This is a genomic window from Micromonospora sp. WMMD812 (assembly GCF_027497215.1).
In the GTDB taxonomy this organism is placed as follows: Bacteria; Actinomycetota; Actinomycetes; order Mycobacteriales; family Micromonosporaceae; genus Micromonospora.
In genome coordinates, this window is the sequence record NZ_CP114904.1 from 2094472 (window position 1) to 2118443 (window position 23972).

The 23972-nt window shown below is 75.4% G+C and carries 18 protein-coding genes; 2 read left to right on the forward strand and 16 right to left on the reverse strand.

Going from position 1 to position 23972, the window contains the following annotated elements:
- Positions 1 to 318 precede the first annotated feature (318 nt).
- Positions 319 to 1311, reverse strand: a complete 993-nt coding sequence (locus O7603_RS09500; protein ID WP_281576650.1) for a site-specific tyrosine recombinase XerD — start codon at positions 1309 to 1311, stop codon at positions 319 to 321.
- 11 nt (positions 1312 to 1322) lie between these two features.
- On the reverse strand, positions 1323 to 2438 hold the full coding sequence (ald, locus tag O7603_RS09505; RefSeq protein WP_281575326.1) for an alanine dehydrogenase: 1116 nt from the start codon (positions 2436 to 2438) through the stop codon (positions 1323 to 1325).
- Positions 2439 to 2664: 226 nt separating this feature from the next.
- Here ald and O7603_RS09510 point away from each other — a divergent pair, with 226 nt between their 5' ends.
- A complete protein-coding gene (locus tag O7603_RS09510) occupies positions 2665 to 2988 on the forward strand; it encodes a TM2 domain-containing protein (protein ID WP_348651073.1) in 324 nt (107 codons plus the stop codon).
- Positions 2989 to 3111: 123 nt separating this feature from the next.
- On the opposite strand, the gene O7603_RS09515 is transcribed toward O7603_RS09510, so the two are convergent.
- From O7603_RS09515 to recN, 9 genes are all read right to left on the reverse strand, one after another.
- On the reverse strand, positions 3112 to 3717 hold the full coding sequence (locus O7603_RS09515) for an NUDIX hydrolase (RefSeq protein ID WP_281575328.1): 606 nt from the start codon (positions 3715 to 3717) through the stop codon (positions 3112 to 3114).
- On the reverse strand, positions 3714 to 5453 hold the full coding sequence (locus O7603_RS09520; RefSeq protein ID WP_281575329.1) for a CTP synthase: 1740 nt from the start codon (positions 5451 to 5453) through the stop codon (positions 3714 to 3716). Before O7603_RS09520 ends, O7603_RS09515 begins: the two co-directional genes overlap by 4 nt.
- A gap of 160 nt (positions 5454 to 5613) precedes the next feature.
- Positions 5614 to 8133 carry a hypothetical protein gene (locus tag O7603_RS09525; RefSeq protein WP_281575330.1) on the reverse strand — a complete coding sequence of 840 codons (2520 nt, stop codon included), beginning with the start codon at positions 8131 to 8133 and terminating at the stop codon, positions 5614 to 5616.
- Entirely contained in the window at positions 8133 to 9299 is a 1167-nt protein-coding gene (locus O7603_RS09530) for a glycosyltransferase family 4 protein (RefSeq protein ID WP_281575331.1), read from the reverse strand. The genes O7603_RS09525 and O7603_RS09530 overlap by 1 nt, the downstream gene beginning before the upstream one ends.
- Positions 9296 to 10990, reverse strand: coding sequence for a lipid II flippase MurJ (locus O7603_RS09535; protein ID WP_281575332.1), 1695 nt, complete (start codon positions 10988 to 10990; stop codon positions 9296 to 9298). Before O7603_RS09535 ends, O7603_RS09530 begins: the two co-directional genes overlap by 4 nt.
- Before the next feature lies 1 nt (position 10991).
- Positions 10992 to 11858 carry a hypothetical protein gene (locus O7603_RS09540; protein WP_281575333.1) on the reverse strand — a complete coding sequence of 289 codons (867 nt, stop codon included), beginning with the start codon at positions 11856 to 11858 and terminating at the stop codon, positions 10992 to 10994.
- Positions 11859 to 11907: 49 nt separating this feature from the next.
- Positions 11908 to 12849 (reverse strand): copper transporter, encoded by a 942-nt coding sequence (locus O7603_RS09545; protein ID WP_281575334.1) that lies wholly within the window; start codon positions 12847 to 12849, stop codon positions 11908 to 11910.
- Positions 12850 to 12875: 26 nt separating this feature from the next.
- The gene (gene steA, locus O7603_RS09550; RefSeq protein ID WP_281575335.1) at positions 12876 to 14054 is read right to left on the reverse strand and encodes a putative cytokinetic ring protein SteA; all 1179 of its coding nucleotides are present in this window, start codon (positions 14052 to 14054) and stop codon (positions 12876 to 12878) included.
- A 119-nt stretch (positions 14055 to 14173) separates the two neighbouring features.
- Complete coding sequence (recN, locus tag O7603_RS09555; protein WP_281575336.1) at positions 14174 to 15931, reverse strand: DNA repair protein RecN; 1758 nt, start codon at positions 15929 to 15931, stop codon at positions 14174 to 14176.
- Positions 15932 to 16022: 91 nt separating this feature from the next.
- On the opposite strand from recN, the gene O7603_RS09560 reads away from it, so the two are divergent.
- Positions 16023 to 17006, forward strand: coding sequence for a helix-turn-helix domain-containing protein (locus tag O7603_RS09560; protein ID WP_281575337.1), 984 nt, complete (start codon positions 16023 to 16025; stop codon positions 17004 to 17006).
- 52 nt (positions 17007 to 17058) lie between these two features.
- On the opposite strand, the gene O7603_RS09565 is transcribed toward O7603_RS09560, so the two are convergent.
- From O7603_RS09565 to O7603_RS09585, 5 genes are all read right to left on the reverse strand, one after another.
- Positions 17059 to 20787: a S8 family serine peptidase gene (locus O7603_RS09565; protein ID WP_281575338.1), complete on the reverse strand. Its 3729-nt coding sequence runs from the start codon at positions 20785 to 20787 to the stop codon at positions 17059 to 17061.
- Between the two features lie 201 nt (positions 20788 to 20988).
- Positions 20989 to 21873, reverse strand: a complete 885-nt coding sequence (locus O7603_RS09570; protein ID WP_281575339.1) for an NAD kinase — start codon at positions 21871 to 21873, stop codon at positions 20989 to 20991.
- Positions 21874 to 21940: 67 nt separating this feature from the next.
- Complete coding sequence (locus tag O7603_RS09575; RefSeq protein ID WP_281575340.1) at positions 21941 to 22795, reverse strand: TlyA family RNA methyltransferase; 855 nt, start codon at positions 22793 to 22795, stop codon at positions 21941 to 21943.
- 15 nt (positions 22796 to 22810) lie between these two features.
- Positions 22811 to 23020: a hypothetical protein gene (locus O7603_RS09580; RefSeq protein WP_348651074.1), complete on the reverse strand. Its 210-nt coding sequence runs from the start codon at positions 23018 to 23020 to the stop codon at positions 22811 to 22813.
- A gap of 202 nt (positions 23021 to 23222) precedes the next feature.
- The gene (locus tag O7603_RS09585) at positions 23223 to 23933 is read right to left on the reverse strand and encodes a hypothetical protein (RefSeq protein WP_281575342.1); all 711 of its coding nucleotides are present in this window, start codon (positions 23931 to 23933) and stop codon (positions 23223 to 23225) included.
- Positions 23934 to 23972: the final 39 nt, after the last annotated feature.

A 23972-nucleotide genomic window follows, 5' to 3' on the forward strand; every position in this document is an offset into this window, starting at 1 on the left:
CCCGGCGTCGGAGCCGTCCGACGTCCTTCGCGGCGCCGCTGCGTACCCCGGTTGCCAGGCCCCCAGGAGGTCCGCGCCGATGCCGACTGTACGCCACCGATCAGCAGGCGGTTCGCTAGCCGCTCGGCGTGTCGGCGACCACCCGCTGTGGGCCGGCTACGCCGAGGCCGACGGCGCCAAGGCCAGCGGCGCCGAGGCCGACGACGCCGAGTCCAGCGGCGCCGATTCCAGCGTCGCCACGGCCGACGGCGCCCTGGCGACGACGCCGCGGCCGACGGCGATCAGCCCGACGAGCCGGGGGCGGCGCCGGGGCGCGGGTCAGCCGCGGGCGCGGGGGTGCGCGGTGGCGTACACCTCGCGCAGCCGCTCGACCGTGACCAGCGTGTACACCTGCGTGGTGGTCACCGAGGCGTGCCCGAGCAGCTCCTGCACCACCCGGACGTCGGCGCCGCCGTCGAGCAGGTGCGTGGCGTACGAGTGGCGCAGTGTGTGCGGGGACACCGCATTGGGCCCCTCGATGGGCAGGCGGGCCCGCTCGGCGGCCCGGCGCAGGATGGTCCAGGCGCCCTGCCGGGACAGCGCGCCGCCACGGGCGTTGAGGAACACCGCCGGGGTGCCCCGGCCGGCGGCCGCCAGCCCGGGGCGGGCCCGGACCAGGTACGCGCGCAGCGCCTCGACGGCGTACCCGCCGATCGGCACGAGTCGGGAGCGGCCGCCCTTGCCGTGCAGCAGCACGGTCCCCTCGGCCGAGTCCACATCGTCCACCGCGGCGCCGACCGCCTCGGAGATGCGCGCCCCGGTGCCGTACAGGAACTCCAGCAGCGCCCGGTCCCGCAGCGCGAGCGGCGCGCCCTCGCCGGTCGCGGTGACCGGGCCGGCGGTCTCCAGCAGCCGCACCACCTCGTCGACCGGCAGCGCCCGGGGCAGGCGGCGTGGCGGCGTCGGCGGGCGCACGTCCCGGCTCGGGTCGGCGCCGGCCAGTCCCTCGCGCAGCGCGAAGCGGTGCAGGCCGCGCACCGCGCTGGCGGCCCGGGCCGCCGAGGAGACGGCCAGCGGCGGATGCCCCTCGTCGCCGGCGCGCAGCCGGGCCAGGTGCGACTCGACGACGCCGGCGCCGACCGACGCCAGGTCGGCGATGCCGGCGTCGACCAGGGTGGTGAGGTAGCGGTCCAGGTCCCGACGGTACGAGGCGAGCGTGTTCGACGACAGGCCACGTTCGACCGTCAGGTGGTCCAGGTAGCCGCGCACGGCACGGCGCAGGGCCGGCGCGGGCTCCACGCCCGTGCCGGCCCCGTCGGATGGTCCGGTCAGCCCGCCGCCCCTCAGGCCAGTACGTCGGCCAGCGGGAGGACGGTCATGCCGTGCGCCTCGGCGACCGGGCCGTAGGTGACCTGGCCGGCGTGGGTGTTCAGGCCCAACGCCAGCGCCGGGTCGCGGCGCAGCGCCTCGCGCCAGCCCTGGTTCGCCAGCTCCAGCGCGTACGGCAGGGTGACGTTGGTCAGCGCGTGGGTGCTGGTGTTCGGCACCGCGCCCGGCATGTTCGCCACGCAGTAGAAGATCGACTCGTGCACCTTGTAGACCGGGTCGGCGTGCGTGGTGGGGCGCGAGTCCTCGAAGCAGCCGCCCTGGTCGATGGCGATGTCGACGAGCACGCTGCCCGGCTTCATCCGGGACACCAGCTCGTTGGAGATGAGCTTGGGCGCCTTCGCGCCGGGCACTAGCACCGCGCCGATGACCAGGTCCGCGTCGAGCACGGCCCGCTCGATCTCGTACGCGTTGGACGCGACGGTCTGCAGGTGGCCCCGGTAGATGGCGTCGGCCTGACGCAGCCGGGCGACGTTCTTGTCCAGCAGCAGCACCTCGGACTGCAGTCCGAGCGCGATGGCGGCGGCGTTCATGCCGGAGACGCCGGCGCCGATGACCACGGTCTTGGCCGCGTACACGCCGGAGACGCCGCCGGGCAGCACGCCCCGGCCACCCCCGGTGCGCATCATGTAGAACGCGCCCACCTGCGGGGCGAGCCGGCCGGCCACCTCGGACATCGGGGCGAGCAGCGGCAGGGAGCGGTCGGGCAGCTCGACGGTCTCGTACGCGATGCCGGTGACCTTGCGGTCGACCAGCGCGTCGGTGCACTCCTTCGAGGCGGCCAGGTGCAGATACGTGAAGAGCACCTGCCCCTCGCGCATCCGGTGGTACTCCTCGGCGATCGGCTCCTTGACCTTGAGCACCAGATCGGCGGCGTCCCAGACCTCGTCGGCGGTCGCCAGGATCTTCGCGCCGGCGGCGGCGAACTCGTCGTCGGTGATGCTCGAGCCGACGCCCGCACCGGCCTCGACGAAGACCTCGTGGCCGTGGCGGGTGAACTCGTTGACGCCCGCCGGCGTGATCGCCACGCGGTACTCGTGGTTCTTGACCTCGCGTGGGATTCCGACCTTCACGATGCAGACACCTTTCTCCGGGGCCGCTCACCCCCGAATGCGCGGTGCGCGACGGCCCCGTTGCCGCCGCGGTCCACCGGTCCCGCCGGCGGCAGTCTAGGCGCGTGGCCGGCCCGGGAGGGCCAGCACTGTGACATCCGGTGCCGGCACGCACTGACGGTGTGTCAGGTGTCGAGCCGGGCCGCCCGGTGGGGCGTCGCCTCAGCCGTCAGGACAGTGTTCGTCCATTATCGTCCCACTCTCCGGGTGCCGCTGCGGACAGGACGCGAGTCGATCTATATGGTGTCGCGTCATGACCACTCCTCCTTACCAGCCCGGGTACCCCCAGGGCGTTTCTGACAAGAGCAAGGTCGTCGCGGGCATCCTGGGCATTCTGCTCGGATTCTTCGGTGCCGGCCGGTTCTACATGGGCCACACCAAGATCGGCGTGCTGCAGCTCGTCGTGAGCGTGTGCACTTTCGGCCTCGGCAGCCTCTGGGGCCTCATCGACGGCATCCTGATCCTGGTGAACGGCGGCGTCGACGGGCAGGGCCGCCCGCTGCGCGACTGACGCGGACAACGAGAAGGGCCGTGCGGCAAAGCCGCACGGCCCTTCTCTCTCTCGTCGACCGGGTGCGCCGGTCGCGCCACAGCCGGTCAGGCCGGATCCACCGCCGCGACGGCGGCGCCGGGCTCAGCGCGGCAGCGGCGCGTCCGCCCGGCGCAGCACCGACCACCCGGCGTCCCGGGCCCGGGCCGCGGCGAGCAGCCCGGCCACGCAGGACGCGTTGGTGATCTCGCCGGCCAGCACCATCGACACCGCCTCGTCCAGGTCGATCCGGACCACCTGGAGGTCGGCCTCCTCGTCGAGACGGTCATGGCGCCGCTCCGCCGGCACGTCGGCCAGGTCCCGGGCCAGGAAGACCCGGACCAGCTCGTCGGTGAACCCGGGCGAGCTGTGCAGGTCGACCAGCACGTCCATCCGGCCGGCGGTCAGGTCCACCTCCTCGGCCAGTTCCCGCGCCGCCGCGGCGGCCAGGTCCTCGCCCGAGACGTCCGTCAGCCCCGCGGGCAGCTCCCAGAGGTGCCGCCCCACCGGGTGCCGGTACTGCCGGATCAGCACCACCTGGCCGGCGTCGTCCAGCGCCACCACGGCGACCGCCCCGACGTGCCGGACGATGTCCCGCAGCCCGGTGCCGCCGCCCGGCATGGTCACCTCCTCGGTGACCACGTCGAAGATCCGCCCGGACCAGCGCTGCTCGCGGGAACGGACCTCGTAGCGGTGCTCGACGGCGCTCACGACGCGGACGCCGCCTTCGCCGCCGCGCCGTTGCGGGCGGCCTGCTCCGCGGCCGGCGCGTCCAGGTCGACCGGGAGCTGGTCGGCCTGGGAGTAGGCGATCGCGGCCCGGACGAACGAGGCGAACAGCGGGTGCGGCCGGGTGGGCCGGCTCTTCAGCTCCGGGTGCGCCTGGGTCGCCACGAAGAACGGGTGCAGGCTCCGGTCCAGCTCGACGAACTCGACCAGCCGCCCGTCCGGCGAGGTGCCGGAGATGTGCAGGCCGGCCTTGGTGAGCGCGTCCCGGTAGGCGTTGTTCACCTCGTACCGGTGGCGGTGCCGCTCGCTGACGTCGGTGCTGTCGTACGCCTCGGCGACGAGCGAGCCCTCGGCGAGCGTCGCCGGGTACGCCCCGAGCCGCATGGTGCCGCCGAGGTCGCCCTTGCCGGCGACGATGTCCTCCTGGTCGGCCATCGTGGCGATGACCGGGTGCTTCGCCTCCTCGTCGAACTCCAGCGAGTTGGCGCCGTCCAGCCCGGCCAGGTGCCGGGCCACCTCGATGGTCATGCACTGCAGGCCGAGGCAGAGGCCCAGCAGGGGGATGCCGTTCTCCCGGGCGTACCGGGCGGTGCCGATCTTGCCCTCGATGCCCCGCACCCCGAAGCCGCCGGGGATCACGATGCCGTCCACGCCGGCCAGGGCGGCCGCCGCGCCGGCCGGGGTCACGCACTCGTCGCTGGGCACCCAGCGCAGCTGCACCCGGGCGCGGTGGCCGAAGCCGGCCGCCCGGATCGCCTCGCTGACCGACAGGTACGCGTCGGGCAGGTCGACGTACTTGCCGACCACCGCGACGGTCACCGTGTGCCGCGGCTGGTGCACCCGCTCGAGCAGGTCGTCCCAGCTGTTCCAGTCGACGTCCCGGAAGGAGAGGCCGAGCCGGCGCACCACGTACGCGTCCAGCCCCTCGCGGTGCAGCACCTTCGGGATGTCGTAGATGCTCGGCGCGTCCGGGGCGGCGACGACCGCCTCGGCGTCCACGTCGCAGTAGAGCGACAGCTTGTGCTTGAGCTTCTCCGGGATCTCCCGGTCGGAGCGGCAGACCAGGGCGTCCGGCTGGATACCGATGCTGCGCAGCTGCGCCACCGAGTGCTGGGTCGGCTTCGTCTTCAGCTCCCCCGACGGCGCCAGGTACGGCACCAGCGAGACGTGGAGGTAGAAGCAGTTGTCCCGGCCCAGGTCGTGGCGGACCTGCCGGATCGCCTCCAGGAACGGCAGCGACTCGATGTCGCCGACCGTGCCGCCGACCTCGGTGATCACCACGTCCGGCACCTGGCCGTCGGCGTCCGGGTCGGCCATGCCGAGGATCCGCGACTTGATCTCGTTGGTGATGTGCGGGATGACCTGGACGGTGTCGCCGAGGTACTCGCCGCGCCGCTCCTTGGCGATCACGTCGGAGTAGATCTGCCCCGTCGTGACGTTCGCCTTGCCGGAGAGCGCCCGGTCCAGGAACCGCTCGTAGTGTCCGACGTCGAGGTCGGTCTCGGCCCCGTCCTCGGTGACGAAGACCTCACCGTGCTGGAACGGGTTCATCGTCCCGGGGTCGACGTTGAGGTAGGGGTCGAGCTTCTGCATCACCACGCGGAGCCCCCGCGCGCTGAGCAGGTTGCCGAGGCTGGAGGCGGTCAGGCCCTTACCCAGCGAGGAGGCCACGCCCCCGGTGACGAAAATGTGCCTGGTCGTCCGTGCTGAAGGGGCCAAGGCCTGCTCCCGTGTCGTCCGTCGCGGTCGTGCAGACCGCCGAGCCGATCAGCAAAATGATCACGCGATCCACGGGATTCCAGAGTAACACCACCACGGAGGGCGTACGCAGCCCGCACCCAGGTCACGCCCGGCGTGCCGTGCGGTGGTGAACCCTCGGTCAGGGCGCGGTGACCTGACGCGACGGCCGCGCGGCCTGACGCGGCGCCGGGGGCCGATCCGCGTCCGCCGCGGAATGCTCGGGGTCCGGCGCAGCGGTCCGATCCGGGTCCGCGGTCACCGCGGAGTCCTCGGGATCCGGCGCGGCGGGGCTCGGGTCCGGGGCCACGGCGGCCGGGCCGTCCGGCCGGTCGGCGGCGCGCCCGGCGTTCGTGGCGTCCTCGGCCGGGTCGGCGGTCGGCCGCCGGGGCGCCGTGCCGCCGGGGGCGGCCGGGAGGGTGTCCCCGGCCACGACGCTCGCGCCGGACGGCCCTCCCCCGCCGGTCGGGCCGTCGCCCCCACCGCCGGTGCCGCCCTCGCCGGTGGCGCCCGGCCCGTCGTCGCCGGCCACCCCGGAGCCGTCGCCGCGCGGGCGGCCGGCGGCGGGCAGCGTCCGGTCGGCGGAGTGGTCGAGCACCCGGAGCGAGGCCAGCGCGGCCATCGGCACCACCACGGCGACGGCGGCACCCGCCACATCCAGCGCGGAACCGCCGAGCACGCCGCCGATGACCGCCGCCACGGCGGTGCCGCCGATCGCGGCCCGGATCGCCGGATAGATGCCGAACAGCCGCATGAGCCCGCCCCAGGGCTGCAACAGGGCGAACCACACCAGCAGCGCGCCGGCCAGGGCCAGCAGGGTCAGCGGACTGTTCACGAGGGTGTCGAAGTTGGCCGTGCTGGAGCGGTGCAGGGTGAGCCCGCCGGTGCCGTCGCCGAGCGCGGCCAGGAACCGGCCCAGGCTGCCCCGCTCAACGGGCGGGCGGCGCACGTCCACCACCGCGAAACCGATCGTGACGGCGAGCGCCGCCATCGTCGCCCAGGCCAGCCGGCTGACCGTCAGCCAGCCACCGGCGCTGATCGCCGCGGCCACGCTCAGCCCGGCGGTGAGCGCGATCGCGCCGATCGGGTCGGCGCCCAGGTACGGACTGCCCACGATCACCACGGCGACACCGCCGACCGCGACCATGACCGCCGGCCGCCAGCCCCGCGGCAGCTGCTGCCCGAGCCAGCCCGCGCTCAGCAGGGCGCCGGCCAGGAACACCCCGAGCCCCACGGTGCCCAGGCCGGCGTACCGGCCGCCCTCCTGGGCGGCGTAGCCGACCACGCCGTTGAGCTGCAGCCGGGAACCGGTCAGCACGTCCAGGCCGACGGTCAGCGTGGTCAGCCCGGCGACCGCGCCGAGCGGCCCGAGGGTGTTGGCGTACCCGGGCGCGAGCCGGACCACGGCCGTGCCGGCCAGCACCAGCAGGGCCGTCACCCCGGCGAAGCTCCAGCCCGGCCGTTCGGCCCGCCACCAGGGCGCCACGTCGGCGAGCAGGGCGGCGGGCACCGCCAGAGCGGCGGCGACGAGCAGCAGCTCGACGGTCGCCGTCACCCGGCGGGAGACCGGCTGCGGCCCGTACGGGCCAGCGTGCCGGCGCGCCCGGCGCAGCAGGGGGAGGACCGCGACGGCGAGGACAATCTGGGCCCCGGCGAGCAGGGTGAAGAACCAGCCCGCCACGGTCCGCTGGGCGGCGGCCTCGCGGTCCGCGTCGGCCGGCCGGGCGATCGCGGCGGACAGCTCGGCGGAGCGCCCCGCCACCGAGACCGCCGGGCGGCCGAGGAAGAGCCGATCCGGCATCGGCCGGCCCAGCGCGGCGAGCGCGGTCGGCGCCAGGTCGACCAGCTGCAGGTAGCCGTCCCGGCCGGTGCTCGCCGACGTCAGCCAGCCCTGCTCCCAGCCCGGACCCTCGGCCACGGCCACGTGCAGCCGGGCCGTCTCGTCGGTGTCGGAGATCCCCGCCACGAGCACCAGCGAGCGCGGTGGCCGGGCGGCGAGCACCCGGGCCAGTTGGGCGTCGGCCTGTCGCGCGGCGGCCGCCCGGTCCGCCGTCGTGGCGCCGTCGACGGTGCCCAGGTCGACGATGCTGAGCACGCAGGACCCGAGCAGCCCGGCGGGGTCGGCGGGCAGCGCCGCGGCGTACCGGTCCACCCGGCCGAACGGCCGGGCGGCGGCAACGGCCGCGCCGGGGCCGACCGCCACCGAGCAGCGCACCGACTCGGACAGCGACCCGGGCATGGTGTCCCACGGCAGCTGTTCCTGGTTGTAGTGGACCACGCTCTCCTGGTCGGGCAGGTTGGCGCCGATGCCGTCGGGCTGCTCCACGCTCACCGGCGCCGCCGGGCAACCGTCGGCCTGCCGGCTGCCGTTCCACGCGGCGAAGCTGCCCGCGCCCAGCGTCAGCCAACCGTCGACCGGGCAGGTGGGCCGGTGCGCGGAGCGGACCGACAGCGAACCGATGGAGCCCCGCTCGGCCATCCGCCACAGCGTCGGAGTGGTCTGCGGGTCCACGTCCTCCCAGCGCAGCCCGGCGACGCCGGCGACCACCACGAAATCGGCGGTGCGGTGCGGCGTGCCGCGATCGGGGCGCGCCGCCAGCGCGGCGATGCCGAGCGCGACCACCACCAGGGTAAGCAGGGCGGGAACCAGTCGGCGCAGCATCACCGGTGTCCCGTCGACGGTGCTCCGGCATCCGGGCTGGTGGAGTCGCCGGATCGCGGGGCCAGTTCGGCGTAGAGGGCGGCCAGCGCGGCGACGGTGTCCGCCTCGGTGGGCCAGGTCGCCGCCCGCTCGGCGCCGCGCCGACCGAGCTCGGCCCGGCGCTCGGGGTCGTCGAGCAGCCCGCGTACGGCGGTGTCGACCGCGTCCACGTCGCCGGGCGGCACCAGCAGCGCCGCGTCCCCGACCAGCTCCGGCAGGCCACCGACCGCGGTCGCCACCAGCGGTACGCCGGCGCGCAGCGCCTCCTGGGCGAACAGTTGGCGGGCCTCCCAGTCGCTGGTGACGACGGCGAGGTCGGCGCCGGCGAGCAGGTCGGCCACGTCGGTGCGGTGGCCGAGCAGGGTCACCGGCGCCCGGGCGGCGGAGATCCGGGCGGCCAGCGGCAGGTACGCCGGACCGCTGCCGGCGATCACCACCACCGGCGCCGGGGTGCGGGTACGCCAGCGGGCGGCCGCGTCGATGAGCAGGTCGTAGCGCTTCTGCGGGTGCAGCCGGCCGACCGAGACGATCAACGGCCGCTGGTCGTGCACGCCGAATTCGGCGCGCACGGCGGCTCGCCGGCGGTGCGGGGCGGGCAGCGTGGGTGCGGCGACCGGGGCGAGCCGGGCGTCGGTGGCGCCGAGCGCGGCGGCCCGCTCCACCAGGTCGGCGGAGGCGCCGAGCGCGACCCGGGCGCCCCGGGCGACGACCCGCTCGGCGACCCGGGACAGCGTGCCGCGGACGCCGCCGGCGAGCACCGCGTTGTGCCAGGTGACCACGAGCGGCGCCGCCGGCCGGGCGAGCACGGCGACCAGCCCGGCCCGCAGGCCGTGGGCGTGGACCACGTCCACGCCGGTGGCGGCCAGTGCGCGGCGCAGCGAGGCGACCGCCCGGGCGTCGGCCGGCGTCGGGCTGGCGGGGATCTCGACCGGCTGGAACCGGGCGCCCACGCCGGTGAAGTCGAACTGGTCCTGGGTCGCGGCCGGGCCGCAGACCAGCACGGACGCGCCGGCGGCGGTGAGGCCGCGGGCCACCGACCGGACGTGCTGCCCCACGCCGCCGGTGCTGGAGGCGAGCACCAGCGCCACCGAGCCGGGCCACCGCGGCGCCGACGAGGCGTCCGTCATGAGGAAACGGTCTCCTTCCCGTCGCCCCGCTCCCCGGGGCGCTGGTCCTCCTGCGTGCCGGCGGCGGCCGACGGGCGCCGCCGGCCGAGCCGGCGGGTCACGGCCGCGAGCAGCGGCCGCACGTCCCGCGCATCGGTCAGCCAGGCGACGGCGAGGAACAGGGCGCCGACCACGACACCGGACAGCATGCCCTGACCGAGTGCCCCCGCTGTCGTCGGGGTCCCGTCACCCAGGCCGGCGAGCCAGTGACCGGTGGCCGCCCCGCCGAGCCCCGCGACCACGGCGGCGAGCAGACCGGCCGCCCCGGCCCGGCCGACGCCGGCCAGGGCGTCCCGACCGGCGGCCCGAACCACGGCGGCGATCAGCAGGCCGCCGAGCAGCAGCATCCCCGCGGAGGTGGCCAGGGTCACCGCGAGCACCCGGTCGGTGAGGGGCAGCACCTGCCCGAACAGCACCGCCAGGGCGGGTACGGTCAGCCAGCCGACCCCGGTGGCGACGGTCGCCGACCGGGTCGCGCCCCGGGCGTAGAGGGCCCGGGTGAGCACGGCGAAGAGGCCGTAGCCGACCAGGCCGGGCGCGAAACCGGCGATCGCCGCCGCGGCGGTCGCGGCGACCTCCGGCTGGCCGAAGAAGAAGTGCCCGACCGGTCCGGCGGTGCCGACCAGCGCCGCCGCGCCCAGCAGGCTGAACAGCATCACCCCCCGCACGGCCGGCGCCAGGGTCTCCCGGTACGTCCGCTCGTCGCCGGCCGCCCGCGCCGCCACCAGAGTCGGGTACGCGGCCACCGCGAGCGGCACGGCCAGCACCGCCCAGGGCAGGAAGTAGATCGCCTGCGCGGTGTTGTAGACGCCCGGGTTGGACCGGGCCCCGTAGGTCACCTGGTTGATCGCGACGGCCAGGGCGATCTGCTGTGCGGTGACGGCCACCACCCCGGCGACGGCGAGCCCGCCGACCCGCGCGCGGGCGTCGGCCGGGAACCGGTAGCCGGGCCGCAGGCGCAGCCGGAGCCGGCGCAGCGGGATCAGCAGGGAGAGGGAGAGCACCACCACGCCGAGCGTCGTGCCGCCGGCGAGCAGCAGCTCACCGCCGCCGGTCACCGAGCCGACCGTGGCCAGCCGTCCCTGCCAGGCGGTGAAGCCGAGGTAGACCGCGATCACGGTGATGCTGGACAGCAGCGGGGCGATCACCGGCCAGGCGAACCGCCGGTGCGCCTGGAGCACCCCGGTGAGCACGATGCCGACCCCGTACAGCGGCAGCTGCGGGGCGAAGAGCAGCAGCATCCGGGCGCCGGCCTGCTGCTGCTCGGGGCTGAGCCCGGGGCCGAGCAGGCCGACCAGCGGGTGGGCGAGCAGGGCCACCGCGAGGGCCAGCGGCACGAGCAGGCTGAGCGTCCAGGTCAGCAGCGCGCCGGTGGTGGCCGCCACCGCCGGCCGGTCCCCCGCCGCCACCGCGCCGGCCAGCAGCGGTACGACCAGACTGGCCAGCGCCCCACCGGCGACGATCTCGAAGATGAAGTTCGGCAGGTTGTTCGCGACGAAGTAGGTGCCGCCGAGGTCGGTGGGCGCCAACGTCCAGGCGAACACGGCGGTGCGGCCGAAGCCGGCGAGCCGGCTGACCACGGTGAGGACGGCGATGAGCGCGGCCGCTCCGGCCACCCGGCCGGCGCCGGCGAGGGGAGCCGGTCTGGTCACGTCAGTCGGCGCGTCGGCCAAGCGAGTCGAGTTCACGCAACCCCGGGGTCCGCTGGATCACCTGAGTGAAGCTGACCTTCTCGCTGGCCGCGGTGAGGCCGGCGAGCACGGCGAGGACGCCGGCCCGGCCGAGCGGGCCGGTGCGGGCGGCGAGCGCGACGCCGAGCAGCGCGCCGAACGCGTTCGCGCCGCTGTCGCCGAGCATGACCTGCTCGTCGAGGTCCTCCGGGAGCAACCCGGCGGCGGCGCCGACCGCCCCGGCGGCGATCCCGCCGTGCGGGCCGCCGGTCAGCGGCGTGCCGAGCAGCAGGCCGGACTTCAGCGCCCGGCCGGGACGCAGGTCGAGCAGGTTGAGCAGGTTCGCGGTGCCGGCCACCACGCCGGCGCCGAGCAGCACGTCAACGCCGCGGCCGAACGCGCCCTGCCGTTGCCGACGCCGGTGCGCGGCGACCCGGGGGTCGACGGCGAGCAGCGCGGCCGCGCCGAGCCCGGCCGCGCCCACCCCGACGATCTTGACGAGCCCGGCGGTGACCCGGCCCTCGCGCAGGGCGGCCAGGTGGCCGGTGAAACCCTTGGCCGCCTTCTGCTCCGGTCGGGCGCCCACGACGTCGTCGTAGAGCCCCACCGCGCCGGAGCCCACCCCGGCCACCAGCGCCGCGGCGCCGGCGGCGGCGCTGGTGGCGCCGAGCGCGGCGGCGCCCGAGGCCCCGGCCGCGAGCGCGGGGCCCGCGGCGAGGGTGACCGTCCGGCCCCGGAAGTTGGTCCGCTCCAGCGCCGGGCCGGCCGGCGAGGTGCGCACCTGGCGCAGCGCGTAGCGGGCGGCGGCCGCCCCGGCGCCGACGGCCAGCAGCCGGCCCAGCATCCTCACGCGGTCACCTCGATCGTCTCGTGGACGGACATCCGGGTAGGTGGTTCGCTCACTGGGGCAGTTTAGGCAGCAACGACGCGGCGCTGTCGCCCACGCCGTACTGGCCGGCCTTCTTCTCGGTCAGCTGCTGCACCAGCGCCAGGCTGGTGACCAGCTGGCCCTGGATCGTGTTGGCGTTGTCGACCGTGGAGATCGTCTGGGAGAGCACCGGGTCGCCGCGCACGATCGCCACCAGGTTGCCACCGGCCGACCCGTTGCCGCCGACGACGATCGCGCCGGTCCGGTCGAACTGCTCGGCGACCTTGACCACCGACTCGTCCTTCTTCGCGGAGTCCTTGTCGACGTACGGCTGGCCGGAGACCACCACGACCGCCTCCGCCGGCCCGGTGACCGGGTCCTCCGTCGTCAGGTAGCCCGCGTTGGTGTACGCGGCGAGCACCGACCGCCGGTCGGCGTCGCCGACCGGGGCGACGCCCTGCGCCCGGTCCAGCAGCACGCTGGCCAGCAGCGCGCTGGACGTCTCCACGCCGTGCCCGTTGCCCGGCAGCCCGGTGGTCTGGGTGCTGGTCGGGCGGACGGCGGTCACCGCCAGCTCGAGCAGGTTGGTGTTGTTGTCCGGGTTGATGAACTTGTCCTGCAGGTCGACCCGGCCGGTGATGTCGGCGCCGGCCAGCCGCAGCATCTTGATCACACCCTCGGTGTGCTCCCGCCCGGTCGGGAGGCTGAGCACCAGCACCCGGCGGCCGGTGAGCTTGCCGGGCAGGACGACCTGCGACATCTCGGCCGCGAAGCCCTCCTCGGACTCCAGCTGCTTCTCCACGTTGTTGACCGTCTGGCGCATCTGCTGGTTGTCCTTGCGCAGCGCGGTGACCTGCTCCTTGAGCGAGTCGGCGACCGGGCCGTTGAGGGCGGCGGTGCCGACCACCAGGCCGATCGCCAAAGCCAGGAACACCGCGGTCAGCGACACCACGTGGTAGCGGAAATTGATCACGCTTGCAGCCTCTTGATCGTCGGGAGCTAGAAGAGCTGGCCCAGCTGGAACACAAAATTGTCCCACCACTCGGAGACCACGCCCAGGTACGCCTTCCCGACCGTGGAGACGGCCACCGCGGACGCCATCGCGGCGACCGCGGAGAGCACCAGCAGCAGCAGCGACGAGCCGGAGATGCTCTGCCGGTAGAGCCGGCTCACACCCTTGGCGTCGACCAGCTTGCCGCCGACCTTGAGCCGGGTGAGGAACGTCGAGGCCATGCCGCCACGCCCCTTGTCGAGGAACTCCACCAGGGTGGCGTGGGTGCCCACCGCGACCAGCAGCGAGGCGCCCTTCTCGTCGGCCAGCAGCATGGCCAGGTCCTCGCTGGTGGCCGCGGCCGGGAAGGTCAGCGCCGGAACGCCCAGACCGGCCACCCGGGGCAGCCCGGGCGCCCGCCCGTCCGGATAGGCGTGCACGATCACCTCGGCCCCGCAGCGCAGCACGTCGTCCGTCACCGAGTCCATGTCGCCGATGATCATGTCAGGGGTGTAGCCGGCCTCGACCAGCGCGTCCGCCCCGCCGTCGACGCCGATCAGCACCGGCTTGAACTCCCGAATGTACGGGCGCAGCACGTCCAGGTCGGCCTTGTAGTCGTAGCCCCGGACCACGATCAGGCAGTGCCGCCCCTGGATCTGGGTCTGGATCTCCGGCACGCCGACGCCGTCGAGCAGCAGGTCCCGTTCCTGCTTCAGGTAGTCCATGGTGTTGGCGGCGAACGCCTCCAACTGGACCGAGAGCCCCTCTCGGGCGTCGGCCATCGCCTTGGCCACCGTCTCGGCGTCCTGCAGGCTGCCGTGCGCCACCGGCTCGTCGCCGACGAAGACCGTATTGCCCTCGATCCGCACCGTGTCACCCTCGCGGACCTGCTCGAAGATCCCCTCACCCAGGTCGTCCAGGAGCGGGATGCCCGCGCCGATCAGCACCTCGGGGCCGAGGTTCGGGTAGCGCCCGGAGACCGACGGCTTCGCGTTGAGCACCGCCGCGACACCGACAGCGACCAGCGAGTCCGCCGCCACCCGGTCCAGGTCGACGTGGTCGATCACCGCGATGTCACCGGGGCGGAGCCGGCCGACCAGCCGCTTTGTCCGGCGGTCGAGGCGCGCGGTGCCGAGGACACTGCCCGGGACCGCGTTCCGGGTCCGGCGCAACGTGGGTAGACGCATCGTGACCATCCTGGCATGTGAGGCAGGCTTTTCTGTCGCGACATGCCTGAGCAGGGCCGCCTACCCAGGGAAGCACACCAGAGCGCACGCCGGTGTGCTTGCGCTCACAATACCGGCGGTCACGACCGCCTTTCCTTGGCCGCCACGGCCAGAAGCTCCTCGGCGTGCGCGATACCCAGATCCGAGTCCGGCAAACCCGCGAGCATCCGGGCAAGCTCCCGGGCCCGCTCGGTGTCCTCCACCACCCGGACGCCGCTGGTGGTCACCGCGCCGCCGGTGTCCTTGGCGACCACCAGGTGCCGGTCGGCGAACGCCGCGACCTGCGGCAGGTGGGTGACCACGAGCACCTGGTGGCTGCGGGCCAGCCGGGCCAGCCGGCGACCGATCTCCACCGCCGCCCGCCCGCCGACACCGGCGTCGACCTCGTCGAACACCAGGGTGGGCGGGCCGCCCGAGCCGGCGAAGACCACCTCGATGGCGAGCATCACCCGGGACAGCTCGCCGCCGGAGGCGCCCCGCTGCAACGGCAGCGCGGGCGCGCCCGGGTGGGCCAGCAGCCGCAGCTCCACCTCGTCGCCGCCGTCCGGGCCGACGCCGACCTCGACCCCGTTGACGGCCAGCGACGGCTCGGCCCGCCCGGCCGGCCGGGGCAGCACCGCCACCTCGATCCGGGCGTGCGGCATGGCCAGCCCGGCCAACTCGACGGTGACCTGCTCGGCGAACCGGGTGGCCGCCTCCTGTCGGGACGCCGACACCCGCCCGGCCAGCTCGGCCACCTCGACGGCCAGCCGCTGCGACTCCCGCTCCAGCTCGTCGAGGAGCTCGTCGGACGTGTCCAGCTCGGACAGTCGGGTGCGGGCCCGCTCGGCCCAGGCGATCACCCCGTCGACGTCGTCGGCGTACTTGCGGGTCAGCGCCCGCAGCGCGGCGCGGCGCTCGTAGACGACCTGGAGGCGGGCCGGGTCGGCGTCGAGCGCGGCGAGGTAGGCCGACAGCTCGGCGGAGACGTCGGTGACCAGGGTCGCCGCCTCCTCCAGCCGGGCGGCCAGGTCGCCCAGGGCCGCGTCGGTGCCGGCCTGCGCCTCCAGCGTGCGCCGAGCGGTGCCGAGCAGCGAGGCCGCGTCAGGGGTGTCGTCGGCCGCCTCCGCTCCCCCGGCCACGCACTGGTGCGCGATCTGCGCCGCGGTGCGCAGGCCCTCGGCGTGCTCCAGCCGCTGCGCCTCGGCCTTCAGCTCGTCGTCCTCGCCGGGCTGCGGGTCGACCCGGGTGATCTCGTCCAGGCCGAGCCGCAGCAGGTCCGCCTCCTGGTTGCGCTCCCGGGCGTTGCGCCGCCGGTCGGACAGGTCGTCGACCAGCCGCCGCCAGCCCGTGTACGCCTCGCGCAGCGCGTCGAGCAGCTTCTCGTGCTCGGGCCCCGCGAACCGGTCCAGCGCGGCCCGTTGCTCGGCCGGGCGCAGCAGTCGCAGCTGGTCGGACTGGCCGTGCACCGCCACCACCTGCTCGCCGACCTCACCGAGCATCGACACCGGCATGCTCCGCCCACCCAGGTGCGCCCGGGACCGCCCCTCGACGGTGACCGTGCGGCTCAGCAGCAGCGAGCCGTCGTCGTCGGGCTCGCCGCCGGCGTCGGTGATCCGGGCGTGCACCGTGCCGGCCACCCGGCCGGCCAGGCGCAGCCGCCCCTCCACCACGGCCCGGCCCGGCTGGGCCCGCACCCGCCCGGCGTCGGCCCGGCCGCCGAAGAGCAGGCCGAGGCCGGTCACCACCATGGTCTTGCCGGCACCGGTCTCGCCGGTGATGACGTTCATGCCGCCGGTCAACGGCAGCGTGGTGTCCTCGATGACGCCCAGTCCGGTGATGCGCAGCTCTTCCAGCACAGCACCTGACAGTAGACGCGGGGCCCGACAGTTGACCAGCCGGCGGACGCCGCGTCGTCCTCCGTTCGACGGCGTCGTACAGTTCTGCCCCGTGTTGGACGTGATCGGCCTGACCCCGGGCGACGAGGAGCTCTACCGCTGCCTGGTCCAGCTCACGGTCGCGCGGGTCGACGAGTTGGTCGAGCGGCTGCGCCGCCCCCGCGCCGAGATCCTCGCCCACCTCGACGCCCTGCGCGGCAAGGGGTTGGTGGTGGCGACCGGCCCGGAGCCGGACGCGCCGCTGCGGCCGCTGGCACCGGACATTCCGCTCGGCGCGGCGCTGCTGCGCCGGCAGGAGGCCCTCGAGGTCGCCCGGGCGGCGGTCACCCAGCTGACCGAGGAGTACCGGGCCGGGATGCGCCGGCACGACGCCGACCACCTGGTGGAGGTGATCACCGGGGCCCAGGTGCTCCGCGACCGCCTGCGTGACCTCCAGAACGGGGCCCGGGTCGAGGTGCTCTGGTTCTGCCGGGCGAACCCGCTGGCCATGCTCGGCCAGGAGAACGTGGAGGAGTTCGACGCGCTGGCCCGCGGTGTGCGTTACCGGGCCATCTACGAACGGGAGATGCTCCTCGAACCGGGCGCGTTGGAGGACGTCGAGCAGGGCGTCCGCGCCGGCGAGCAGGCCCGCGTCATCGACCGGCTGCCGGTCCGACTGGCCATCGTGGACGGTACGACGGCCATCTGCCCGCTGGTGCCGGAGCGGGACGTCGGGGAGACGAGCGCCGCGGTGATCGGCCGCAGCCAACTGCTCGACGCGCTGCTCGCCCTCTTCGAGAGCCACTGGTCGATGGCGACGCCGCTGCGCTCCGCCGCCCTGCCGGCCGACCGGGCGACGGGCGGCTACCGCCCGGACGCCGAGGAGGTCCGGCTGCTGTCCCTCTTCGTGGCCGGCGTGCCGGACAAGTCCATCGCCTCCCAGCTCGGGGTGAGCCGGCGTACGGTGCAACGCCGGCTCGCCGACCTGATGGCGGTCGCCGGCGTGGACACCCGGCCCGGGCTGGCCTTCCAGGTCGCCCGGCGCGGCTGGATCTGAGCCGGACGGGCGACGGGGCGGGACGGCACACGCCGCCCCGCCCCGCCCCGCGTCAGCGCAGGCCGTACGCGTCGAGCACGGTCTGGTCGACGGTGTTGCCGGCCCGGTCACTCGCGTGCACCCGCAGCGACACGGTGCCGCGGCCGGCCGGAACCGTGGCGGTGAACCGGGTGCCGTGGCCCTGCACCGGCGCCTTCCGCCAGGTCCGCCCGCCGTCGAACGACACCTCGGCCCGGAGGCTGGTGCCGGTCGGCGCGGAGACCCCGGCCGGCTGGCGCAGGGTCAGACCGAGTCGGTGCGACCGGCCACCGGGCACCTCACCGCGCAGGTCGGCGGGCACGTGGTAGTCGACCTGGAGCAGCGGCAGCGGCGCGGCGGTGTCCCCGGCCGGGCGGGCCGAGGTGAACTGCCAGGCCGTCTCGGTCCGGGTGGCGTAGCGCCACTCGTCCGAGGACCGTGCCGTGGTCAGGTCCAGCCGGTAGCGGGCCGAGCCCGGGGTGGTGAGCACGGGCGCCCAGCCACCGGAGAGGTCGGCGATCTGCTGTCCGTCCCGGCTCAGGCGGGCCTGCACCGTGTCCGGCTCCTCGCTGCCGCGAGCCGGAGCGTGGTGGCCGTCGGCGTCGACGAACTCGGTCACCCGCAGGTCGAGCGTGTCGCCGGTGCGCGTGGGCACCCGCGCCCCGCCGCCGGCCGGCACGGCCGGGCGGACCACCGGGGCGTGCCAGGTCTCGGTGACCCGGTCGTCGGCCGCGTACTGTCGGGGCTGCTGGGTGAGCCCGCCGAGCAGCGGCCCCCAGGACCAGGTGAGCCGGTGCAGCACCCGCTGCTGCCACCAGGAGTCACCGGCGCTGACGAACTCCTGCCGGGTGGTGCCGGTACGCACCAGCCGCTGCTCGTCGTTCCAGGAGTACTCCTGCCAGGGACGCCATCCGAACCGCTGCTCGGTGGCCCACTCGGCGCCGCCGACGTCGCCGTAGCGGGTGGTCACCTCGGCGGTGTTCTTCGCGGTGACCGTGTGCACGATCCGCTCCGGCACGCGGTTCTTGGCGACCTGCCACACGTCGTACAGGTAGGGGCTGTCCACGGTCAGCGTCACGTCCAGGGTCGGCCGGCCCTTCCGGGCCGCCGCGATCAGGCGCTGGCCGTCGTCGTACGCGACCACCAGCGACGGGATCGGCAGACGGTCCCCGTCCGGGCGCCAGACCGTCCACGCGCTCCGGTCCGACGGGCGGACGATGAGCACCATCGCGGCGCCGGCCGCCGTGGCGTCGGCGATCTGGTCCTCCTCGGCGCGGTCGTAGCTGCCGGCGACCAGCGCGGCCGCACCGCGGACCCGGGCCCGGGCCAGCTCGGCGGCGGTGCCGTCGCCCGCCCACACCAGTGGCAGCTTCCGCCGGCCGGTCGGAGCCGGCGACTGGTGCAGCAGGTTGATGTCCAACGCGCCGGAGACGTTGCCGACCTTGGCGTCCACCATGGGCGCCACCAGTTGCCAGCGGGAGGCGAACTCGAACTCGCCCTGGCGCACCGGCCGGGTCGGCGTGACATTCACCTGCTGGATGGTGCTGAAGTACATCACGCCGTGGTCGACCTGCCGACCGTTGCCGAAGACCCGGTGCTCGTAGAAGCTGATCACCGCCCGCTGCTCGGTCGGCTTCGGCGTCTCGATCCGCACGGGCGTGCCCTTGCGCGGGTCGAGCACCACGGTGAGGTCGCGGTCCACCATGAGCTCGGGGTCGGTGACCAGGGTGATCTGCTCGTCCAGCGGGGCGCCGTGCTCGATCAGCCCCTCGAGCAGGTACGGGCCCTCCTCGACCTGCACCTGCGCCTCGCCGGGGACCCACCCGATGTGGTCCGACTCGGGGTGCTCGCCGAAGAGCGTGAGCACCGACGCCAGGCCGGGCTGCCCGGCCATGTCCAGCGCGCGCAGGGTGACGGTGTGCAGCGGGCCGCTGAGGGTGAGCCCAACGGCCGTACGGACCGCGACACCGTCCGCGCCGGTGGCCACCAGCCAGCCGCCGTGCGGGCCACGGTCCAGCTTCGCCGGGTCGGCGCGCAGCGGCACGGCCACACTGCCGCCCGCCGGCACGGTCACCTCACCGCCGCCGACGGAGACCCCGTCGGTCTCGGCCGCGTTGCTGTCCAGGTTGCGCAGTTCCAGGGCCAGCCGCAGGGTCTGCGCCGCCGAGGTGCCGTTGGTGTACGTCACGGTCCGCTCGACCGCCGCGCCACCGGTGTTCACCCGACCGAAGTCGGCGGTCGCCGAGCCGTACACCCGCTGGCCGAGCGCCCGGGCCACGTCGACCCGGCCGCCGCCCTGTTCGAAGACGGTCAGCTCCGGGTTGGCCTTCGTGGTGCTGACCAGCGCGTCCTTGAGCTTCCCGGCGGTCCAGTCCGGGTGCTCCTGGGCGAGGATCGCCGCCGCGCCAGCCACGTGCGGGGTCGCCATCGAGGTCCCCGACGCCTGGGTGTACGCGTCGTCCACCGGCGTACCCATGGTGGTGCCGGCGGCGCGGGCGGCGATGATGCCGACGCCCGGCGCGGTGATCTCCGGCTTCAGGCCGTTGTCGCCGAGCCGCGGACCGCGGCTGGAGAACTCGGCCAGGTTGTCGTCGCGGTCCACCGCGCCGACGGTGAGCGCCGCGGTCGCCGCGCCCGGCGATCCGACGCTGCGGGGCATGCCCTCGTTGCCGGCGGCGATCACGAAGAGCGCCCCGGTCTCGGCGGTCAGGTCGTTGACCGCCTGGCTCATCGGGTCGGTGCCGTCGGTCGCGGAGCCGCCGAGGCTCATGCTGACGACCTTCGCGCCGGAGTGGGCGGCCCATTCCATGCCCGCGATGATGCTCGAGCTGTAGCCGGAGCCGCCGTCGTCGAGCACCTTGCCGACCAGCAGCTGCGCGCCGGGCGCGACGCCCTTGCGCCGGCCGTCCGACGCGGCGCCGCTGCCGGCGATGGTGGCCGCCACGTGGGTGCCGTGGCCGTGCCCGTCCCGTGCGCTGCCGGCGCCGGAGAAGTCCTGCGCCTCGGCGATCCGGCCCGCCAGGTCCGGGTGGGCGGCGTCGACGCCGGTGTCGAGCACCGCCACCTTCACGCCACTGCCGTCCCGGCCCGCCGCCCAGGCCGCCGGGGCGCCGATCTGCGGCACGCTGTGCTCCAGCGTCGGGCGGACCCGCCCGTCCAGCCAGATCCGGGCGATGCCGCCGCCGAGCCGGGGCGCGGCACCGGTGGTACGCGCCTGCGGCGCGCCGCGCAGCGTCGTCCACAGGCCGCCGAGGTCGCCCTTGCCGACCCGCATCGCGGCGCCGTTGATGCTCTCCAGCGGCCGGGCGTCGGCGGCGCCGGCGAGCGGCCGGACCCGGCCGGCGGCCGGCTCCTGGTAGCGCACGATCAGCGGCAGCGCGCCCTGCGCGGCGTCGCCGTAGCCCTCGGCGGCCAGCTCCTGCACGTCGAACAGGTTGGCGTCGAGCACCCCGGTGGAGACGTAGGGCACGACGTCGCTGGGCAGCAGCCGCAGCCCGCCGTCGACCTCCAGGCTGTGGAACGTGATCCGCTCCCGGCCCGGGCCGGGGCGGACGGTGGCGGCGACCCGGCCGGGCGCCGCCGGGACGAGGTCGACCTGGTCGCCGGTGATCAGGGTGATGCGGACGGGCGGGGTACCCGGGGCGGTCGGACCCGGGTTCGGGCCGGTGGGCCGGGCGGGCGGGTCGGCGGACGCCGGTGCGGCGAGTCCGACGACCAGCGCGCCGACCGCGCCGGCGGTCAGCCAGCGTGGGGGCCTGTGCATGCGATGCGCTCCTCTACTCCGGTGGCGGTCTCAGAGAGATCGACCGATCGGAGTTTGCGACGCGGATCGACGCACGGTCACTAGCCGCGGCCCGCCGCACCGGCGACATGTCGCCAGGTGGACACCGGGCGGGCACCTGACGGACCCGTAGATGTCCGGCGGGTTACCGCCGAGGGATCTTGATGACCTCCGGCAGGCGGGTCAGCGGCGCGAGCCGCGCCAGCCGTGCACGGGCAGGCCGAACTTGGCCACCAGCCGGTCGGTGAACGGGCGGTCCCGCAGCCGGACGATCCGCACCGGCAGCGCGCCCCGGCGGACCGTCACCCGCGCCCCCGGCGGCAGGTCGTACACCCGCCGACCATCGCAGCAGAGCACGGCCAGGGTGGTGAACGGATCCACGGTGATCGCGAACGTCGACGTCGGCGCGGTGACCAGCGGCCGGCTGAACAGCGCGTGGGCGCTGATCGGCACCAGCAGCAACGCCTCCACCTCCGGCCAGACCACCGGCCCGCCGCCGGAGAACGCGTACGCGGTGGAGCCGGTGGGCGTGGCGCAGACCACCCCGTCGCAGCCGTACCGGGACAGCGGCCGACCGTCCACGTCGACGAGGAGTTCAAGCATCTGGGCCCGCTCCCCCTTCTCGACGCTGATCTCGTTGAGCGCCCAGGACTCGATCGTCGGCCCGCCATCGAACTCGGCGGTGACGTCGAGGGTGAGCCGCTCGTCGACGGTGTAGTTGCGCCCGACGACGTCACGCACCGCGCTGTCGAGGTCGTCGATCTCCGCCTCGGCGAGGAAGCCCACCTTGCCCAGGTTGATGCCGAGCAGCGGCACCTTGGCCGGCCGGGCCAGCTCCGCCGCCCGCAGGAACGTGCCGTCCCCACCGAGCGCGAAGACGATCTCGGCGCCCTCGGCGGCCTCCGGACCGCTGATCGGAACGACACCGGGAAGGTCGAGGTCGTCGGCCTCCTCGGCCACCACGCGCACCTCGAACCCCGCGTCGATCAGGTCCGCCGCCACCGCCCGGGCGTGCTCGGTGCTGCGCCGGCGGCCCGTGTGGGTGACCAGCAGGGCGGACCGGCTCACCGGGACCGCCGTCCGACCCCGGCACGCCGGCCCGCACCCACCACCGTGCGACGCCCGCTGTTCCCGCTCACCCTGCGACCTCCTCCGCCGCCGCGCCCGGCACCTCGCCGGCCGTCGTCGGGCCCTCCGGCCCGGCCGCGACCACCGCCCGCACCCGTTCCGGGTCGGCCGGCGGCGCGCCCCGGCGTAACCATACGAAGAACTCGACGTTGCCGCTCGGCCCCGGCAGCGGGCTGGCGGCCACGTCGGCCAGGCCCAGCCCCAGCTGCGCGGCGGCCGCGGCCACGCCGAGCACCGCCTCGGCGCGCAGCTCCGGGTCGCGGACCACCCCGCCGGCGCCCACCCGCTCCTTGCCGACCTCGAACTGCGGCTTCACCATCAGCGCCAGGTCGCCGTCGGGGCGGGTGCAGCCGGCCAGCGCCGGCAGCACCAGCCGCAGCGAGATGAACGACAGGTCCGCCACGGTGAGGTCGACCGGGCCGCCGACCGCCTCCGGCGTGAGCGTACGGACGTTGGTCCGCTCGAACACCCGCACCCGCTCGTCCGTCCGCAGCGACCAGGCGAGCTGCCCGTAGCCGACATCGACCGCGACCACCTCGGCCGCGCCGGCGCGCAGCAGGACGTCGGTGAACCCGCCGGTCGACGCGCCGGCGTCGAGGCAACGCCGACCGGCGACCGGCAACCCGCCGAACGCGGCCAGCGCGCCGGCCAGCTTGTGACCGCCCCGGGAGACGTACTCCGAGGTGGGGTCCTCGCCGGTGACCAGCAGCGCGTCGGCGGGGTCGACCATCGCGGCCGCCTTGCGGGCCGGCACACCGCGCAGCTGGACCCGGCCGGCCTCCACCAGCGCGGCGGCCTGCTCACGGGAGCGGGCCAGGCCGCGGCGGACGAGTTCGGCGTCCAGCCGGTTGCGACGTGCCATGGGGGTTCTCCGGTCTCAGGCCTGGTCGATGGTCGCGAGGGTCTCGCGCAGCGTCTCGTACGCCGCCTCGTACTGGGCGATCTGGTCGGCCGGGGCCAGCGACGCCGCGTTGACCATCGCCCGCACGGCCGCGTCGACCGCCGGGTGCCCCTCCTCCGCCAGGTCCCCGTCAGCGAGCGGCGGGGCCGGACGCACACCGGGCGGCGGCCCGGGCCGGGACGCCAGGACACCGCCCGGTGGCGGGCCAGGCCGGTGCGCCTGCGGACCGCCGGACGGTGGCGGGCCGGGCCGTGATGCCTGCGGGCCGCCGGGTGCCGGGACGGGACGGGACGCCTGCGGGCCGCCGGGCGGCGGGCCGGGCCGGGCCCCGGGCGGACCCGGGTGGATGGGGCCGGTCACGACCGGTTCCGGGAGGTGGTCGGCCGGCTCACGCGGCACCGCCCGGCGGCTGCTTGCGGGCCACCTTCTTCGGCGGCCGGGCCGGCTCGGCCTCGCCCCCGGTCGGGCTGAGCGCCGCCGGCGACCTGCGCGCCACGGCCTTGCCGGGCTCGGCCTTCTTGGCGACGGCCTTCTTGGCCACCGCCTTCTTGGCCACGACCTTCTTGGCGACCGCCTTCTTCACCGCCGCCTTCTTCGCGGGCGGCTCGGAGACCGGGGCGGAGAGCGAACCGGTGGACGGCACCGGACCGGGGGCCGGCGGGGCGGACGGGTCCGTGGCCGGGCGAAAACCGGTCTGCGCGGGGGTGACCGGCGCGGGGGCGGACGGTGGGCCCACCGGCGCCCCGGCGGCCGGACCGCCCGTCGGCGCGGCGGCCTCGGCCGCGCCGAGACCGATGGCCCGGGCCTCCCGCAGCTGCCGCTCCAGCTCGTGCACGCGACGGGTCAGCTCGCCGACCTCTTCGGCGGTGGCCAGCCCGACCGCGCCGAGCGCACGGTCGACCTCGAACCGGACGAGCTTGGTCAGGGCTTCCCGGTTAGCCATGCCGGTGGAGACGAGTTCCTCGCCGAGCGCCTGGAGCTGGGCGGCGGTCGCGCCGCCCGAACCGGCGAGCCGGCGCACCGCGTCCTGGGCCTTCTTCCGGGGCGCCTCCGTCAGGCCCATGGCCAGCTCGAGGTAGGCGCGCCACGCGTCCTGCATGCCTGAGTCCTTCCACGGGGCAGGGGTGTGCAGGTGTCA